Here is a 17,276-nt window from a genome sequence, read left to right as displayed (position 1 = left end):
TCCCTTTTCCTGCTAATGAATATCGTTGACGTCAAACTCCACGATCAGATCATCAGATAGGCCTTCCAATGCCTCGCCAAGATCGTCCAATGACGTTGTATTCGCAATGTCTAAATCGAAATCTGCCATGAAAATGACACCACCTGAATTAGCGGCACTTTGTGCAGTAGATTCCAGGTTGTTGATGTTTATTCCAAATTTTGCAATTTCGCGAGTCACTTCTTGAATAATCCCCGGGCGATCATTGCCTGTGACTGTCAAAGAGTGTGTTGTAGAGTCTGGTTCGGATTGATGAGGTGCATCGGTGATAAGAACATCAAGTTCGGAGATGTTATCCAGTGCAATGGACAATGCTTTTGCATCATCATTTTTAATGTCTATCTGAATGATACCCGCGAATTTACCCGCGAGCTTACTTAGGCTACTCGCCTGCCAATTGCCGTGATGCTTGAATACGGTATCAGAAAGCGTTTCTACGAGACCTGGGCGATCGGTGCCGATCAAGGTAATAACTAACTGCTTCATGGTTGGTCCTTAACGTATACAGCGGAATGAAATTTCATTATTAGATTTGCATGAAAGCGTGTCCACTGCTGCATTAATGAGCACTTCCGTTCTGTGCCACACATCAATGTTAGCGAGGCTAAACATGTTTTATTACAGATTTATTTCAGCTAGGCAACTTGGTCTATATTTCTGGGCTGTCACATTTTTGTCATCAAATAGAAATATTATAGGCCGCTTAATCTAGGAAAAGAGGTACCAATGGCAAACGCCACCCATTCGCTGACTCAAGGAGATCCTCGTCGGCGTTTTAAAGACAAGCTTGCTCGCCTATCTGTAACAGGGGGCGGTCTTTTGGTGTTATTTGCATTGTTGCTAATTTTTTTCTACCTCGCTTATGTTGTTCTTCCTCTTTTCAAAAATCCAGATGTGACTCTGGGTGAGCAATTTGACTTAGGTGTGTCCGATGCTCCTGTTCAAATTGGTATGGACGAAAATAACCAGATCGGCTTTCGCTATTCAGATGCGGGTGATCTGACCGTATTCTCATTGACCACACCTCATGAAGTATTGATTCAAAGACAGTTGGCATTATCGCCGACGAGTTTTTTCTCGCCAAATCCTTCGAGTAGTGTCAGCGCATATGGTTTGGGCGATGGCTCTGTGTCATTTCAACGGCTACGTTTTCTTGCTCACTACAAAGAGGGGGAGCGTAGCTTCACGCCTGATATTAACCCCCTTGACCGTATCCAGTTAGGAGTGCCAAGTGAGGCTGTTTCCAGTGTTTCTTTCGCCTTGAATGGTGATGATCGTGTCGTTGCGGGCATTGTGGGTGACACTTTACATATAGTCGCTCAGCAATCGGGGCAGGAATCATTGCGTGTCGCGATTCCCACGGAAGGTGATGCCTCTGTATTGGTAACACCGAATGGGAGGAAGCTATTTGAGCTGGTGGGAGAGGAACTCAATATCTATAACCTTTCTGCGAAAAAGGTGTCTCTACGTGAGACGGTGAACATCAAGACGGTGACGGGACAGTTGCCAGAATCGATGACCTTGCTGGCGGGAGGGCATTCACTGTTGGTGAGACTTGAAGATGGCCTTATTGGGCAGTGGTTTGATGTGGTGAAAGCTAACGCGCGAACATTGACCATGGTGCGAGAGTTTTCGACACCGAATGGGCATTTGGCTGTTGAAGCGCACCGAAATGTTTTCGCAAATCTAGCTGGCAGTGGTGAATTGTCACTTTGGCACGCGCCGAGTGAAACGTGGCTTGGGTTTGATTTCCCAATGCTGGCGAGTGATGTGGACGCGATGAGTTTTTCCCCGCGTGCAGACCGATTATTAGTCGAACAGAATCAGGTGATCACACTCTTAGACGTCGACAATCCTCATCCTGATGTCAGCATTACATCATTATGGAAAGAAGTTTGGTATGAAGGTTATAGTGAACCTGACTATGTTTGGCAGTCAACGTCTGGCAGTGAGGCGTTTGAGGGCAAGTTAAGTGTCGTCCCTGTTGTTTTCGGCACCATAAAAGTTGCCGCTTATGCGTTGATATTTGCGATCCCTCTGGCTGTTGGCGGCGCGATTTATACGGCGTATTTTATGCCTTCCGGCTTACGTAAAGTCGTGAAACCAACGATTGAAATCATGGAAGCGCTACCCACCGTTATATTGGGTTTTCTTGCGGGCCTGTGGCTAGCACCTATTGTCGAAACGCATCTGCCTGCCGTATTTATCATCTTCTTTGCAATGCCAATATCCTTTTTGGCGACGGCAGTCGTATGGACTTCATTACCTCGAAATTGGCGTAAAAAGTTGCCTCCGGGAGGGCATCTTTTCGTCTTGATTCCGCTGATTTTAGCGATTGGAACGATGGCTTTCGCGATCGGCCCATGGGTGGAAAATACCTTTCTGGGTGGTGACAGCCGTGTGTTTGTCACTGATGTGCTGGGCGTGAACTTCGATCAGCGCAATGCGATCGTGGTCGGACTGGCAATGGGTTTTGCCGTGATCCCAACGATTTTCACTATTGCGGAAGATGCCATTTTCTCTGTACCTAGCCACTTGACCAATGGCTCATTGGCGTTGGGTGCAACGCATTGGCAAACGCTCACTCGTGTCGTATTGCTTACCGCGAGTCCCGGTATATTCTCCGCGGTGATGATGGGGCTTGGTCGCGCAGTGGGAGAAACGATGATCGTATTGATGGCGACAGGGAACACGCCGTTGATGGAATGGAACCCGTTCGAAGGTCTGCGCACATTATCGGCAAATATCGCTGTTGAAATGCCTGAATCGGAAGTTGGTAGTTCGCACTATCGTGTCTTGTTCCTAACGGCTTTTATTTTGTTTAGCTTTACCTTCTTATTTAATACGGTGGCCGAATTTGTTCGTCAGCAGTTGAGAGATAAATACCGTGCTTTGTAGTTTATCCATTCTCGGTAGCATCTCGTTTTTAGCAACTCGCTTATCTAGGAGTGAGCATGTTTAAGCGATTAAACAGAAGCTCCCCGTGGGTGTGGATGACTGCAGGTATGGTCAGCTTATGTCTGGTTGCAGTGCTTGGTGTGATGCTGTTGATTGGTTGGAAAGGACTTGCCTATTTCTGGCCTGCACCTATCTATGAATTTCAAGTAGAAACACAACAAGGCACTGAAACATTGTTTGGCGAAATTTACGGTGTTGAATCCGTGCCTGCCAACCAACTTAAAGAGGCGGGTATTGAATTAAAACCGCATTTTGATACTGAGCAGAACCGCTTTTTGATCAAAATAGCCAACCGTGAGCGAGAGGATCATGACTTCGTTTCGGTGCTTGAACAAAATATTCTCTCGCAGAAGGCCCGCCCTGATATTGCCGTGATAGAGCGAACTGAGCATGGGGCTTTCTTCGGATTACCAACGGGCTATATGCACAATGGAAAGATTATTGACCATAGTGTTACTGCTGCATTTTTCGAAGGTAAGATTGACGTTGCTGAACAACAACGAGACGCCATAAGCAAGCTGGAGCAAGGCGATATAGAGAAAGCGAATCGTCAGCTAATTGCTTTGAAGTTGGAAGCTCAAGCTTACCAAAAAGCAGACCAAGCAGTTCCCGACTTTGTTCTCGATGAAATTGACACACTCACTGGGCGCTATCAAACGCTTGAAGCCACTTTGATTACGATGCGCACAGGGCTCAGTCTTGATTATCTCATCGTGAAAGAGCGGAGTGGTTTATCCATTAAAGTCCCACTCAATAATGTGCTGGCAATGTGGTATCCCAATGCAATGAGTTGGCATGAAAAGCTGCTTCACTGGGCGCACCAAATTGTCCGTTTTGTCACCGAGGATCCAAGAGAAGCTAATTCAGAAGGTGGTGTATTCCCTGCCATTTTCGGTACCGTTTTGATGGTGCTACTTATGTCTATCATGGTGACGCCATTAGGGGTGATGGCTGCAGTCTATCTTCATGAATATGCGGGTAAGAATACGTTTACACGTATTGTTCGTATCGCTGTTGTGAACTTGGCGGGTGTGCCGTCGATTGTATACGGTGTGTTTGGTCTTGGCTTTTTCGTCTATTTCGTTGGTGGAAACATCGATGATTTGTTTTATTCAGATACTTTGCCCAATCCAACATTCGGAACGCCTGGGCTACTTTGGTCATCGCTGACTCTGGCTATCCTGACGCTACCCGTAGTGATTGTGTCCACAGAAGAAGGGCTAACGCGTATCCCAGTGTCAGTGCGCCACGGCTCTATGGCTTTGGGTGCCACACAAGCTGAAACCTTGTGGCGCATTGTTTTGCCTATGGCAAGCCCTGCTATTATGACTGGCCTCATTCTCGCGATTGCCCGCGCTGCCGGTGAGGTTGCGCCCCTTATGCTGGTGGGCGTTGTCAAAGTTGCACCAAGTCTACCGTTAGACGGTAATTTTCCGTTCTTGCATTTGGATAGAAAGTTTATGCATCTGGGTTATCACGTCTACGATGTTGGCTTCCAAAGCCCCAATATCGAAGCGGCGCGCCCATTGGTGTATGCAACCTCATTGCTTTTGGTTACTGTGATAGTGAGTTTGAATTTAGCCGCTATCACCATTCGTAATCATCTGCGCGAAAAGTACCGCGCGTTAGAACAAGAACTGTAGGATCCCGAAAGGAACGAGCAACGAAATGATATCCATCAATGCCAACATAGGGTTACCCGGACCGATTGATCTATCGTCACTTTCTGATGAACAGACGACGCTGGCTATCCGAAATCTTAATTTGTATTACGGCAATTCCCAGGCATTGTTTGATATTAATATGCGTATTCCCAAAGGTAAGGTCACTGCATTTATTGGACCTTCAGGCTGCGGGAAATCAACGCTTCTTCGCTGTATCAATCGAATGAATGATCTGGTTGACGGCTGTCGGGTTGATGGTGAAATTTTATTGCATGGTACCAATGTCTACGACGAAGCCGTTGATGTGCCAGCGCTACGCCGAAGAGTGGGAATGGTGTTTCAACGGCCAAACCCATTTCCAAAGTCTATCTATGAAAATGTGATTTATGGGTTGCGATTGCAAGGCGTTAAAAATGCGAGAAATCTGGATGATGCAGCAGAGCGCTCTCTTCGCGCTGCTGCGCTTTGGGATGAGGTGAAAGATAGGCTTCATGACAACGCATTTGGTTTGTCGGGAGGGCAGCAGCAACGCCTTGTTATTGCGCGTGCGATTGCGATTGAGCCCGAAGTGTTGCTGTTGGATGAACCGACGTCGGCACTAGACCCTATCTCGACGCTGACCATCGAAGAGCTGATTAACGATCTTAAGCGAAAGTATACGGTGGTGATTGTTACACATAATATGCAACAGGCGGCGCGTGTCTCAGATCAAACGGCATTTATCAATCTAGGTAAACTGGTAGAATACGCGGATACCGACACACTCTTCACGACGCCTAAGAATAAGCAAACTGAAGACTACATCACTGGTCGCTACGGCTAAAGGATCCTGATTAGATGGATAATCACAATTTCAGTCGCCATATTTCGGGTCAGTTTAATGCTGAGTTGGAGTCCATTCGGACGCACGTTCTAGCAATGGGCGGGCTGGTTGAGCGTCAGCTAACAGACGCGTTGCGTGCTATACACTTTCAGGATGTAGATCTCGCTAAACAAGTTATTCGAGAAGATCACAAAGTGAATTCGATGGAAGTGGCGATCGATGAAGCTTGTACACGGATCATTGCTAAACGTCAGCCAACCGCAGGTGATCTGCGCTTGGTGATTGCGATCATCAAAACCATTACCGATCTTGAACGTATTGGAGATGTTGCAGACAGTATTGCTAAGATGGCGTTGGATAACTTTTCAAACCATCAGCAACCGTTTTTGGTTTCGCTAGAAAATCTGGGTCATAAAGCGGCTCGTATGCTACATGATGTACTTGATGCTTTTGCGCGCATGGATGTGGATGCAGCGATGAAGGTTTATCACAGTGATGATCATCTAGACAAAGAGTATGAGGCGATTATTCGTCAGCTTATGACTTACATGATGGAAGACCCTCGCTCAATACCGAATGTGTTGAAGGTCATGTGGTCTGCTCGTGCTATCGAGCGTGTTGGGGATCGCTGCCAGAATATTTGCGAGTACATTATTTACTTTGTTAAGGGTAAAGACATACGTCATACCAACAAAGAACAGTTAGAGAAAATGCTCAAGTAGACAGAAGCTAATCGCTGAAAAGCGAGTGCTTATCGGAAAGCATAATGGCATCGACATAAAAAAACCCGCTGATGCGGGTTTTTTAGTAACAGCGTTATCGAATCACTTCAAAGAAACTTGTACCAGCCTGAAAGTCTCCTTTCATGCCAATCAACTGACCGCTGTTATCAAAAGAGAGGATTAGCTCTTTTTGTTCAGGTTCTGAATGACCAGGTTTAAGCCATTGAACGAAATACCAAGTATTTGGATAGCCAGCTTCGACCAACATTGGTGGACCAAGTAAGAATTTGACTTGTTCTTTGGTCATGCCAAATTTGAGTTCTTCAACTGCACTTTGGTCGATGTAGTTTCCCTGATTGATATCTATACGGTAAACCAGCTTATTAACCCAAGAACAACCTGTCAGGCTGGCGAGGACAAGAGATACCGCAACGACGTGTTTCCAATGCATGACTTCTTACTTCATTTCTAAAATAGGGGACGATGATAAACAAGCAAGTGAGAGAAGTAAAAAACTCTTGTCTCAACTTGGTGTTCGACCGTGCTATTTCGAAAAAGTTTCTTTTCTGATTGCCGCTATGCCGCCACCAACAACTCTTTGGCATTCGCCAACGTGTGTTCTGTGATTTCGCTTCCTCCTAGCAGGCGAGCCAGTTCTTGCACTCGCGCGGTGACATCAAGCGGAATCATGCTGGTGGTCGTTGTTCCTTTCTCACTGGTTTTGGTGACAAACATTTGTTGGTGTCCGCAACCTGCGACCTGGGGTAAGTGCGTCACACACATGACTTGCGTTGATTCGCCAAGTCGGCGCAGCAGCTTTCCAACAATGGCTGCAGTTGGCCCGCTGATACCCACATCGACTTCATCGAAAATCAAACTTGGTGTATCGACTTTCTGAGCCGTAATGACTTGTATGGCGAGAGAGATACGAGATAGTTCGCCACCTGATGCTACCTTGCCCAGCGCTTGCATTGGCTGGCCAGGGTTTGTGGAGACCAAAAATTCGATGCTATCGACACCCATTGGTGACAGGTTACTGTCAGGCTGACTGTTGATATCAATATGGAATTTGCCATGTTGCATGCTGAGTTCATGCATGCTGGATGAAATCAGCTTATCAAGTTCTTTGGCGTAACGTTTACGGCTCTTACTGAGCTTTTCTGCAGCAGTAAGACAGGCTTGATGTTTCACGTCTACGTCTGCAGTTAGCTTTTCAATCTGGTTATCACTGTCATTGAGTGAGTCTAACTCGGCAACGAGCGATTGATGTGCCTGATAGAGTTCAGCAGGAAGCACTTGATGTTTGCGAGACAAGCGCATGATGCTTGCCATTCGATCGTCAAGGTAGCTCAAACGGGCTGGATCCATATCTAGTCGATCCATGTAGCTGATGATCTCGTGACTGGTCTCTTGTACCTGAATACAGGCCTCATCCAACATCTGCATTAGCGGCTTAAATTGGCTATCCATCGCGGTTAATTCAGCCAGTTTTTGCTGGGCAAATTGCAATAGGTGAAGAGCGTTATTGTCATCATCTTCACTCAGCGCTTGGATAACGCTTTGACTACAAATAGCAATGTCACCGCAGTTGGATAGGCGTTTGTGCTCGTCTTCAAGTTGGGGGTATTCGGTTTCACCTAGCGCTAACTCGTTGAGCTCGTTAACTTGATACTCTAAAAGCTGCTTTTGTGCTTCAAAAGCTTCTTTGTTTTTTTCTAGTTGTTTAAGTTCGTTACGCGCGGCACGCCAATCTTGATAGCGTTGACGCATGGTGACGAGAAGATGCTGGTGACCTGCATATTGGTCAAGCAAGGTGAGCTGGAAATCATTACGCATCAAAAGCTGATGAGCATGTTGACCATGGATGTTAATGAGGTGTTGGCCCAGTGACTTTTGTTGTGAAGCGGGAACAGGGCTTCCGTTAATGAAGGCGCGAGAGCGACCTTCTTTGGTGATCACTCGGCGCAAGATGCACTCTTCACCGTCTGCAAGCTCATTATCTTCGATCCAGCGACGTGCCGCTGGATTATTCTGCAAATGGAAGAGTGTTACGATTTCTGCTTTATCTTCACCAGGGCGAACCATGGATGCGTCTGCGCGGTCCCCAAGGCAAAGGCCCAGCGCATCAATGGCAATGGATTTACCTGCGCCTGTTTCGCCAGTGATCGTGGTCATTCCTTGATGGAAATCGAGTTCTAACGCTTTAACTATGGCAAAGTTTTGAATCGTAATGTGCGCCAGCATGTGTGAATACCTGTATCTATCATCACCTGTTTGTACATACAGTATATACTGTGTTTGTATACAGTAAAGTCGTTATGGCGGCCTCTTAGGGTTATTTTGTGATAGGGCTAACAAAAAAGAGCAGGATTGACCTGCTCTTTGGATGCTTATTCATCGAGTGATGACTAAAAAAGTTTATTTGACCATCCGAGTTTTGTTCGCAACGTTTTGTAGTAGCTGTAGTTTTTTGGATGAATCAGTTTGAGAAACGATGGGCTGCGATAAATATGTACTTCATCACCAGGATTGACGGGGAGTGAGACTTGGCTGTCACAACTCACTTCTAAAGTGCTCCCATTGTCTGGTGAAACAACGAGTTTGATGTGGCGCTTAGCATCAACCACAAGTGGACGACTTGAAAGTGTGTGGGGAAACATAGGGACGAGTGAGATTGCATCAAGGCTCGGCGACAAAATTGGGCCGCCGCCAGAAAGGCTATATGCTGTTGAACCTGTCGGGGTTGAAATGATGAGACCATCTGAGCGCTGTGAAAAGGCGAAGTTATCATCAATATACACTTCAAACTCAATCATGTGAGCCACTTGACCAGGGTGCAATACGGCTTCATTCAATGCGGCGTTGTGGCTTTTTATTTGGCCGTGGCGGTGCACTTCGGCTTCCAGTAAAAAGCGCGGGTCTTCAACAAAATCACCTGAAAGTACTGCCGATAGAGGCTCCTCGTATGCGTCAGGATCAAGATCGGTAAGAAAGCCTAAATTGCCGCGGTTGACGCCAATCACTGAAATATCGAAACGTGAAAGCACACGCGCAGCGCCTAGCATATTGCCATCGCCACCAATAACTATCGCAAGGTCAGCTTTAGCACCCATTGAAAGCAAATCGTGAAAATCTTCGGCAGGAATATCGATGTAACTGTCGAGCCTATTATCGACGAGCGTGCGATAACCTTGCTTCGTTAGCCAGTAGTAAAGATTTTCATGTGTTGTAACGGCTTCGGGGTTTCGCGGCTTGCCAACCAAAGCAATTGTTTCAAAACGCTTTGACATCTTATAGATCCTGCGTTGTCTAGTGGCTTGATTATATACCCAAATTCATTCGACATGTATGCGTTAGCGAGCTTTACCATCGGCTTAGATGACGGATATAAACGAAGCAAAAGTGCACCCAAATAAAGGCTAATATTGCCCTGTCGCATCGTAGAGGTATAAATATTCGGTAACTCTTGTCGAACTTTGCCGTAAATGACTCCTTGAAACACGGCTATACATCCCCATAATAAGCAAAACCGTCGAGATTGTTGCCCCATTGCTTAACAATGTGGGTTTCAACACAGAGTATTGTGTCGGAGAGAGCATGAACAAAGAAGAAAACAAGATCCAGGAAGACGAATTGCAAAACGAAAATGTTGAAGCAAAAAATGAAAATGTTCTAGATGCTGAAGCAGATGCAATGATTAGCCGGATTGCAGAACTTGAAGCGGCACTTGAAGAAAGTGAAGCCAAAGTGGGAGAGCAGCAAGACAGTGTATTGCGTGCTCGTGCTGACGTAGAAAACATGCGCCGCCGTACTGAGCAAGAAATCGATAAAGCGCGCAAATATGCGTTGGAACGATTTGCGGGTGAGCTACTCCCTGTTATTGATAATATGGAGCGTGCGGTTGAGCTGGCAGATAGAAACGATGACGCCATTAAGCCAATGCTGGAAGGCATCGAGCTTACGCTGAAAACGATGCAAGGCACTATCGAGAAGTTTGGCCTGAAAGAGTTAAACCCTCACGGCGAACCGTTCAACCCAGAATTCCATCAGGCAATGTCTATTCAGGAAAGTGCAGAGCATGCACCTAACACTGTGATGTTGGTGATGCAAAAGGGCTATGAACTGAATGGTCGAGTTGTTCGCCCTGCAATGGTAATGGTCTCGAAAGCCGCATCAGGCAACGTTGACGAGCAAGCATAATCGTCCGTTTTAAATAAAAACCCGCTTTTTGCGGGTTTTTTTCTTTTTGCCCCTTGAAAGCGGTAAAGCCGCCCCTATTTATTGTGCATCTAAAGAAAATTAAAAATTTTTCTTGTGCAGGGTTGAACCCTTTATCGCGACCCCCATATAAGGGGTAACGCAACATAGACGTAAGACGAATTTCGGAGAAAACCAAATGGGTAAGATCATTGGTATTGACTTGGGTACCACCAATTCATGTGTAGCAGTACTGGACGGTGACAAGCCACGCGTAATTGAAAACGCGGAAGGCGATCGCACAACGCCATCAATCATCGCGTACACCCAGGACGGTGAAATTTTGGTAGGTCAGCCAGCAAAACGTCAGGCTGTCACTAACCCAGAAAATACGCTGTATGCAATTAAACGACTGATTGGTCGTCGCTTCGAAGATGAAGAAGTTCAACGTGACATCGAAATCATGCCTTTCAAAATTGTGAAAGCTGACAACGGTGATGCTTGGGTAGAAGCGAAAGGCCAAAAAATGGCAGCTCCTCAGGTATCGGCTGAAGTTCTTAAGAAAATGAAGAAAACAGCAGAAGACTTCCTAGGTGAGGAAGTAACGGGTGCTGTTATCACCGTACCTGCGTACTTTAACGATGCGCAGCGTCAAGCAACTAAAGATGCTGGCCGTATTGCAGGTCTAGAAGTAAAACGTATCATCAATGAACCAACCGCAGCTGCTTTGGCATACGGTTTGGATAAAGAAGGCGGCGATCGCACTATCGCGGTTTACGACCTTGGTGGTGGTACTTTCGATATTTCTATCATTGAGATTGATGAAGTTGAAGGCGAGAAAACCTTCGAAGTTCTTGCAACCAACGGTGACACTCACCTAGGTGGTGAAGACTTTGATAACCGTCTGATCAACTACTTGGTTGACGAGTTCAAGAAAGACCAAGGTATCGATCTGCGTAAAGACCCGCTAGCAATGCAGCGTGTTAAAGAAGCAGCAGAAAAAGCGAAAATTGAACTGTCTTCAGCACAGCAAACCGACGTAAACCTGCCATACGTTACAGCAGATGCGAACGGTCCTAAGCACATGAACATCAAAGTGACTCGCGCGAAACTTGAGTCACTGGTTGAAGATCTTGTTCTTCGTTCACTTGAGCCATTGAAAGTTGCGCTAGCTGATGCAGACTTGTCTGTTAACGACATCAATGACGTTATCTTGGTGGGTGGTCAAACACGTATGCCAATGGTTCAAGCTAAAGTAACGGAATTCTTTGGTAAAGAGCCACGTAAAGACGTGAACCCTGATGAAGCAGTAGCTGTTGGCGCTGCAGTACAGGGCGGCGTATTGTCGGGCGAAGTAAAAGATGTTCTTCTACTTGACGTAACACCACTGTCTTTGGGTATCGAAACCATGGGCGGCGTGATGACTAAGTTGATTGAGAAGAACACGACGATCCCAACGAAAGCTAACCAAGTGTTCTCAACAGCTGACGACAACCAAAATGCGGTAACTATCCACGTACTACAGGGTGAGCGTAAGCAGTCGACGTACAACAAGTCTCTGGGCCAATTTAACCTAGAAGGCATCAACCCAGCTCCACGCGGTATGCCACAAATTGAAGTAACGTTCGATTTGGATGCTGATGGTATTTTGCATGTATCTGCGAAAGACAAGAGTTCGGGCAAAGAGCAGAAGATCACGATTCAGGCATCTGGTGGTCTGAGCGACGACGAAATTGAAAAGATGGTTCAGGAAGCGGAAGCGAATAAAGAAACAGATAAGAAGTTCGAAGAACTTGTTACTGCTCGCAACCAAGCTGACCAGCTAGTTCACGGTACTCGCAAGCAAGTTGAAGAAGCAGGCGATGCTCTGCCAGCCGATGAGAAAGAGAAAATCGAAGCAGCAATCAGCGAACTGGAAGAAGCGCGCAAGGGCGAAGATAAAGAAGCCATTGACGCTAAAGTTCAGGCTCTTATTGCAGCATCTCAAAAGCTGATGGAAGTGGCACAGCAAAAAGCTCAGTCACAAGATGCCGGTGAAGAAACTAAGCAAGACGACGATGTTGTTGATGCAGAGTTTGAAGAAGTCAAAGACGACAAAAAATAAGACTAGCTGATTAGCCGTTTTATTTTGCACGGGCGTAGGAGAAATCTCCTCCGCCCGTAGTTGTATGATGCGAAGCGGGTTAATGTTCGCTTGGTCTAAAAACAGGTGACAAGTAAAACATGTCAAAACGTGATTTTTATGAAGTACTTGGCGTAAGCCGTGACGCCAGTGAACGCGACATTAAAAAAGCGTACAAGCGTCTGGCGATGAAGTACCACCCGGATAAAAATCCAGGTGACGAGACGGCGACGGATAAGTTTAAAGAAGTCAAACTCGCGTATGAGATACTGACTGATGCGCAAAAGCGAGCGGCTTACGACCAATATGGTCATGCGGCCTTTGAACAAGGTGGCGGAGGCGGCGGTTTCGGTGGTGGCGGCAACGCAGACTTCAGCGATATCTTCGGCGATGTGTTCGGTGATATTTTTGGTGGCGGTGGTCGTCGTGGCGGTCAGGCTCGTGCTCAACGCGGTGCCGATTTGCGCTACAACATGGAACTCACACTGGAAGAAGCTGTTCGCGGCGTGAGCAAAGAAATTGATGTTCCGACTTATGTTAGCTGTGATCCTTGCGGTGGCAGTGGCGCAAAACCGGGTTCATCACCACAAACCTGTGGTACGTGTCATGGCCAAGGCCAAGTACAAATGCGTCAGGGTTTCTTTGCTGTGCAGCAGACTTGTCCAACCTGTCATGGTCGCGGAAAAATCATCAAAGATCCGTGTGACAGTTGCCATGGTCAAGGTCGAGTTCAAAAAACCAAAACTCTTAGCGTTAAAATCCCTGCAGGTGTCGACACGGGCGACCGTATCCGTCTGACGGGTGAAGGTGAAGCAGGAGAATATGGTGCGCCAGCAGGCGACTTGTATGTTCAGGTGCATGTTCGCGATCACCATATCTTCACGCGTGATGGCAACAACCTTTACTGTGAAGTGCCAGTCAGCTTTACCATGGCAGCATTGGGTGGTGAAGTTGAAGTCCCAACACTTGACGGGCGAGTTAGTCTGAAAGTACCTACTGAAACCCAAACGGGTCGTATGTTCCGCATGCGGGGTAAAGGTGTTCAGTCGGTGCGCGGTGGTGGTCTAGGTGATTTAATCTGTAAGCTGGTGGTTGAAACCCCAGTTAACCTAAGCAACAAGCAAAAAGAATTGTTACGCGAGTTTGAAGAAACCCTAGGTGGGAGTGCAGCTAAAAAGCACAAACCTAAATCTGAAGGATTCTTTGATGGCGTGAAGAAATTCTTTGATGACCTGACAAGCTAAGATTTAGAAAAAGAAAAACCGGCGAAAGCCGGTTTTTTTATATCCAACATTTATTGTTTAAGGCGTCACCATCTTTGTTTAGGTTCGATTGATCAGAACCAGCATTGATGACCATGATGTAGCAATCAGTATCGTTTTTTTGTTTAGACGTTGCTTTTGGTGTGGCCTTTAACTTGTAAGTATTATTGCCCGCACCTCCCACCTCAATACTGAAAGAGTATTCGTCAGACAACTGACAGCTTGTGCAATTGATTGCGTCAGGATAAGCCCCGTCAATTGTGTACTGTTGTTCCACCCAAACTTGCAATTGATACAGATCCGTCTGTACTCGGCTTCTTTCTGACTTAATCACATATTGTCCGAAGGCAGGAATCGAGATTGCAGCGATAGCACCGATTATGACCACGGCTACCAATATTTCGATCAACGTCATACCAGTTTGAAACGTTCGAGTTCTCAGTGTCATAATTTGTTTCGCCATACAGGATATTTGCTTACGTACCAGAGGGATAAATTATCTCTGTGTTAGCATTCAGACAAGTTGTGTGGGAATAATTGGATGCTCACTGTGGGTAAATGGAATCGACAGCTCGGATTGAGTTTAATTGAAATGATAACAACCTTGTCAGTACTGGCAGTGGTCACAGCGGTTGCTGTCCCCAATTTCATGTCAGCACATAAAACGGCATTGGTTGAAAACAAAGCGATGCAATTGCTATCGGTACTAGAGATGGGGCAATCAGAATCGCTAAAACGCCATCGCAATGTTTTCGTTCACTATGTTCCTACTTCTGAAAATACTGACGGCTGTATTGGCTTGAGTGAAAAATCAGATGTGGCGAATTTTGATTGCTCCGACAGTGAGGGGTTACAAAAAATTGTACTCAATCGTTTAGATTCTTTTTCTGTTCAGGAACCTGAGTTAAGCGAGCCGTCTAAACTCTTTCATTTCTCCTCTGTGACTGGGCTTCCTTCTAACAACAAAACAGTGAAGTTGACGTCGGGTACTGAAACCGGAAAGGAGTCAGGTGTCATGATCCGTCAATATTCCGGCCTAAAAGGGTGCAGTAATACCGCTATTGCCGATTGGGAGTCCTGCCCATCGTGAACGTATATCTTTCTCGGGGTTATACCTTGGTAGAAATGATGATTGGTATGACGGTTAGTCTTGTTGTGCTTGCATCATCAATGGCGCTTTTTTCTGTAAACACCAGTATGGGTAGTCAGCAACTTCAGAGCGATTTTTTGCATACACAACTTAATTCGATCGCAGCCAATATGAAGCGCGAAATATCGAGAGCGGGTTTCTGCTATGACTGCACGTCTAACAATGTCTTTTTGCTCAATGATGGCAGTACTACTTCATCCTCGATCTTGATTGATGACAGTACCACCCAAGAAACGGGAGATTGTATTCGCTTCGCTTATAACCATGATAAACGCTTGGGCGCAGCAACCTATGGGAAGGATGATGCAAAAGGATTTCGTTTAGGCACTGATCCTGACGGAAATGAAGTTATCGAAATCTACGAAAATTGGAAAGGATTAGAAAACTGGAATTGCAGCAGTGATAGCTCTGGTGGTGGCCTTAGTGGCTATTGGCGAGATATGACTTACGAAAGAATTGTGATTGATGCGCTTTCTTTTACGAGGTCGAGTTTTTCAGGTATTGGAAGCTCAAACAAGCTTCAATCTATACAGGTATTGATTGAAGCATCTTTAAAAGCTGATCCGACCATTAAGGATACGGTTGAGTTTTCTGTTTCAATTCCCAACGTGGATGGTTAGTGATGAATAGTCAAAATGGAATTGCAACACTCGCTGCAGTGAGTGGCATCTTAATCGTGATCGCTTTGTTCTCGGTATCTGTGGCGAGTTCTGGGTTGGGAGATATAAAGAAAGCTCAGAATTTGGTTGAGGATACGAGACAGAGAGCAAACGCAAAGACCGGATTAGATTGTGCGATTGCGGTGTTTGAACAGTTGAATCTAAATCCAACTGCTGAAAATTTTGTAGACAAATTTAATTTATGTAAAACGTCACGTGAAAGCTCTATGAGCTTGAAGACACATCCAACACACTGGGAATTAATCTCTAGCTTTGGTTACGCCTCTTATGTTGCGGTGATCAAAGCAGGATCAGGAGAAGATGCGGCCTTTAAAACCTCGGGTGATCTTACAATTGAAGGGGGGCATGCCTGGAAGTCTGTTATAGGAGAAGCGATTGACGATAAATTTGCCTGCACTGCAATCATCGCGGGAGGCTCTGTTACCATTGATGTTGGGAGCAGTGATGGTGCGTCATTCAATATAGTGACACCTGAATGCGCTGATGAATATAGTACAAATGTTATAGCCCATACTCCAGTGATAACAAATAGCTTTGAAAGCGACATATTAGTTAACCAAAACGGAAGCTTAGATGACCCAATGGACTTGTTCGATGATCTGTTTGGTGTGCCGCGAGAACAGTACCAAACAGTAATTGATAAGTATTCGCCCAAGCAGGTCGATATGAGTGGTATTGATATGACTACATGTGGAGCAAACATCAAATCGGCTATTAGTGATGCTGAAGTTTCAGGTAAAGATGATTTTATTTGGGTTAAAGGAGATTGCCAGTTAGATGGCATATCTAATCTCGGGACAGAGGCAGAGCCAGTGACCATCGTTATCCAGAACGGCATTGTTACAGTTCAGAGTGCTGTTTCTGAATTTAAAGGTACTATTTTCCAATATGCAGATAACTCTATGACGGGAGAAAGCCGTTTGGACTCTTGGGGGATAGTGGATGATGGCAATGGAAATCTGTCATGTACTTTTGGAATGCCAGCCTATGTATTGTGTGCCCAGTTAATAAATTTAGAAAACATGACAAAATCTAAGTGGGAGGCGCTGTCATTTTTCTTCTTTGGCTCTTTTACAAGCAGTGGGAGTTACATGGTTGATGTTCCTGGTGGGAACTCGATAATACGTGGCTCATTCAGCGGAGGTGCTCCAGACGACGATAATGTCTACTTATCAGGTAAGCCGACTCTAGTAAAAGGCAGCATTCATGACTTCTAATCGCGGATTTTCATTGATTGAAGTACTGGTCTCTATAGTTGTAGTGGCTTTGTCTGGAATTGGGACCTTGAAGCTCTATAGCTATATGGAAGTTGAAAAGGCCAATGCTGCCATGTTCGTTGAGGCCAAGCTTATTGCTGAATCTCAATTGGCTCTTCTTCAAACCGTTAACACTATTGGATCAAGTTGTGCAGAAAAGACGTTCGCAAACATTCAAGATTGTATCAATGAGCAAGATGAAGGTAGTCCTTTTACTGTAACCGTCACTAGCATCAAATCTTTAACGCATGAAACCGCAGCTGGAGAAGAAATATATGGAAAAGTCTACCAAGTAGCAGTGGCATGGACGGACAGAAATAATGAAGGAAAAACGCTGGCAATCCCTGTTTTTGTGTCTAAATACACCAATCTGCTTGAATAATGCGCGAGCAATACTGTTTTG

16 protein-coding genes are annotated in these 17,276 nt (G+C 45.7%); 11 read left to right on the top strand and 5 right to left on the bottom strand.

All coding sequences use genetic code 11. From position 1 onward, the window contains the following. Positions 1-12 precede the first annotated feature (12 nt). Positions 13-525: a glycine cleavage system transcriptional repressor gene (locus tag AC3CIC_RS13085; protein WP_016960559.1), complete on the bottom strand. Its 513-nt coding sequence runs from the start codon at positions 523-525 to the stop codon at positions 13-15. A gap of 240 nt (positions 526-765) precedes the next feature. Between AC3CIC_RS13085 and AC3CIC_RS13080 the strand changes: the two genes are divergently transcribed. Genes AC3CIC_RS13080 through phoU form a run of 4 tightly spaced genes read left to right on the top strand, consistent with a single transcriptional unit; the run spans position 766 to position 6,206 of the window. Further along, positions 766-2,937 (top strand): ABC transporter permease subunit, encoded by a 2,172-nt coding sequence (locus AC3CIC_RS13080; RefSeq protein WP_488514826.1) that lies wholly within the window; start codon positions 766-768, stop codon positions 2,935-2,937. Between the two features lie 56 nt (positions 2,938-2,993). Beyond that, entirely contained in the window at positions 2,994-4,640 is a 1,647-nt protein-coding gene (gene pstA / locus AC3CIC_RS13075; RefSeq protein ID WP_488514825.1) for a phosphate ABC transporter permease PstA, read from the top strand. A gap of 25 nt (positions 4,641-4,665) precedes the next feature. After that, positions 4,666-5,484, top strand: a complete 819-nt coding sequence (pstB, locus tag AC3CIC_RS13070) for a phosphate ABC transporter ATP-binding protein PstB (RefSeq protein ID WP_488514824.1) — start codon at positions 4,666-4,668, stop codon at positions 5,482-5,484. Positions 5,485-5,498: 14 nt separating this feature from the next. After that, entirely contained in the window at positions 5,499-6,206 is a 708-nt protein-coding gene (gene phoU, locus AC3CIC_RS13065; RefSeq protein WP_488514823.1) for a phosphate signaling complex protein PhoU, read from the top strand. Positions 6,207-6,300: 94 nt separating this feature from the next. Here phoU and bamE read toward each other — a convergent pair whose 3' ends face one another. The 3 genes from bamE to nadK all read right to left on the bottom strand — a co-directional run bounded on the left by bamE (position 6,301) and on the right by nadK (position 9,496). Beyond that, entirely contained in the window at positions 6,301-6,657 is a 357-nt protein-coding gene (gene bamE, locus AC3CIC_RS13060; RefSeq protein ID WP_016960554.1) for an outer membrane protein assembly factor BamE, read from the bottom strand. 125 nt (positions 6,658-6,782) lie between these two features. Then, positions 6,783-8,450 (bottom strand): DNA repair protein RecN, encoded by a 1,668-nt coding sequence (gene recN, locus AC3CIC_RS13055; RefSeq protein ID WP_488514822.1) that lies wholly within the window; start codon positions 8,448-8,450, stop codon positions 6,783-6,785. A 164-nt stretch (positions 8,451-8,614) separates the two neighbouring features. Further along, a complete protein-coding gene (gene nadK, locus AC3CIC_RS13050) occupies positions 8,615-9,496 on the bottom strand; it encodes an NAD(+) kinase (protein ID WP_488514821.1) in 882 nt (293 codons plus the stop codon). Positions 9,497-9,803: 307 nt separating this feature from the next. Between nadK and grpE the strand changes: the two genes are divergently transcribed. The 3 genes from grpE to dnaJ all read left to right on the top strand — a co-directional run bounded on the left by grpE (position 9,804) and on the right by dnaJ (position 13,769). After that, positions 9,804-10,406 carry a nucleotide exchange factor GrpE gene (gene grpE / locus AC3CIC_RS13045; RefSeq protein WP_488514820.1) on the top strand — a complete coding sequence of 201 codons (603 nt, stop codon included), beginning with the start codon at positions 9,804-9,806 and terminating at the stop codon, positions 10,404-10,406. A gap of 196 nt (positions 10,407-10,602) precedes the next feature. After that, complete coding sequence (dnaK, locus tag AC3CIC_RS13040; RefSeq protein ID WP_016960550.1) at positions 10,603-12,507, top strand: molecular chaperone DnaK; 1,905 nt, start codon at positions 10,603-10,605, stop codon at positions 12,505-12,507. 119 nt (positions 12,508-12,626) lie between these two features. Then, positions 12,627-13,769 carry a molecular chaperone DnaJ gene (gene dnaJ, locus AC3CIC_RS13035; RefSeq protein WP_016960549.1) on the top strand — a complete coding sequence of 381 codons (1,143 nt, stop codon included), beginning with the start codon at positions 12,627-12,629 and terminating at the stop codon, positions 13,767-13,769. A 37-nt stretch (positions 13,770-13,806) separates the two neighbouring features. Here the strand turns inward: dnaJ and AC3CIC_RS13030 are convergent, their stop codons facing one another. Continuing rightward, the gene (locus tag AC3CIC_RS13030) at positions 13,807-14,250 is read right to left on the bottom strand and encodes a type IV pilin protein (RefSeq protein ID WP_488514819.1); all 444 of its coding nucleotides are present in this window, start codon (positions 14,248-14,250) and stop codon (positions 13,807-13,809) included. 78 nt (positions 14,251-14,328) lie between these two features. Here AC3CIC_RS13030 and AC3CIC_RS13025 point away from each other — a divergent pair, with 78 nt between their 5' ends. Genes AC3CIC_RS13025 through AC3CIC_RS13010 form a run of 4 tightly spaced genes read left to right on the top strand, consistent with a single transcriptional unit; the run spans position 14,329 to position 17,255 of the window. Beyond that, a complete protein-coding gene (locus AC3CIC_RS13025) occupies positions 14,329-14,877 on the top strand; it encodes a pilus assembly FimT family protein (RefSeq protein WP_488514818.1) in 549 nt (182 codons plus the stop codon). Then, the gene (locus tag AC3CIC_RS13020; protein WP_488514817.1) at positions 14,874-15,557 is read left to right on the top strand and encodes a prepilin-type N-terminal cleavage/methylation domain-containing protein; all 684 of its coding nucleotides are present in this window, start codon (positions 14,874-14,876) and stop codon (positions 15,555-15,557) included. The genes AC3CIC_RS13025 and AC3CIC_RS13020 overlap by 4 nt, the downstream gene beginning before the upstream one ends. Positions 15,558-15,559: 2 nt before the next feature. Continuing rightward, positions 15,560-16,834, top strand: a complete 1,275-nt coding sequence (locus AC3CIC_RS13015) for a hypothetical protein (protein WP_488514816.1) — start codon at positions 15,560-15,562, stop codon at positions 16,832-16,834. After that, the gene (locus AC3CIC_RS13010) at positions 16,824-17,255 is read left to right on the top strand and encodes a type IV pilus modification PilV family protein (protein ID WP_488514815.1); all 432 of its coding nucleotides are present in this window, start codon (positions 16,824-16,826) and stop codon (positions 17,253-17,255) included. Before AC3CIC_RS13015 ends, AC3CIC_RS13010 begins: the two co-directional genes overlap by 11 nt. The last annotated feature ends 21 nt before the right edge of the window (positions 17,256-17,276 follow it).

Source organism: Enterovibrio sp. QJM3NY_24, from assembly GCF_057786035.1.
Note: the sequence above shows the minus strand (reverse complement) of the source record. Positions and strands in the feature narration are given on the sequence as shown.

Coding starts and splice junctions, on each gene's coding strand:
- AC3CIC_RS13085 (WP_016960559.1), bottom strand. CDS start 525: ATGAAGCAGTTAGTTATTACCTTGATCGGCACCGATCGCCCAGGTCTC.
- AC3CIC_RS13080 (WP_488514826.1), top strand. CDS start 766: ATGGCAAACGCCACCCATTCGCTGACTCAAGGAGATCCTCGTCGGCGT.
- pstA (WP_488514825.1), top strand. CDS start 2,994: ATGTTTAAGCGATTAAACAGAAGCTCCCCGTGGGTGTGGATGACTGCA.
- pstB (WP_488514824.1), top strand. CDS start 4,666: ATGATATCCATCAATGCCAACATAGGGTTACCCGGACCGATTGATCTA.
- phoU (WP_488514823.1), top strand. CDS start 5,499: ATGGATAATCACAATTTCAGTCGCCATATTTCGGGTCAGTTTAATGCT.
- bamE (WP_016960554.1), bottom strand. CDS start 6,657: ATGCATTGGAAACACGTCGTTGCGGTATCTCTTGTCCTCGCCAGCCTG.
- recN (WP_488514822.1), bottom strand. CDS start 8,450: ATGCTGGCGCACATTACGATTCAAAACTTTGCCATAGTTAAAGCGTTA.
- nadK (WP_488514821.1), bottom strand. CDS start 9,496: ATGTCAAAGCGTTTTGAAACAATTGCTTTGGTTGGCAAGCCGCGAAAC.
- grpE (WP_488514820.1), top strand. CDS start 9,804: ATGAACAAAGAAGAAAACAAGATCCAGGAAGACGAATTGCAAAACGAA.
- dnaK (WP_016960550.1), top strand. CDS start 10,603: ATGGGTAAGATCATTGGTATTGACTTGGGTACCACCAATTCATGTGTA.
- dnaJ (WP_016960549.1), top strand. CDS start 12,627: ATGTCAAAACGTGATTTTTATGAAGTACTTGGCGTAAGCCGTGACGCC.
- AC3CIC_RS13030 (WP_488514819.1), bottom strand. CDS start 14,250: ATGGCGAAACAAATTATGACACTGAGAACTCGAACGTTTCAAACTGGT.
- AC3CIC_RS13025 (WP_488514818.1), top strand. CDS start 14,329: ATGCTCACTGTGGGTAAATGGAATCGACAGCTCGGATTGAGTTTAATT.
- AC3CIC_RS13015 (WP_488514816.1), top strand. CDS start 15,560: ATGAATAGTCAAAATGGAATTGCAACACTCGCTGCAGTGAGTGGCATC.
- AC3CIC_RS13010 (WP_488514815.1), top strand. CDS start 16,824: ATGACTTCTAATCGCGGATTTTCATTGATTGAAGTACTGGTCTCTATA.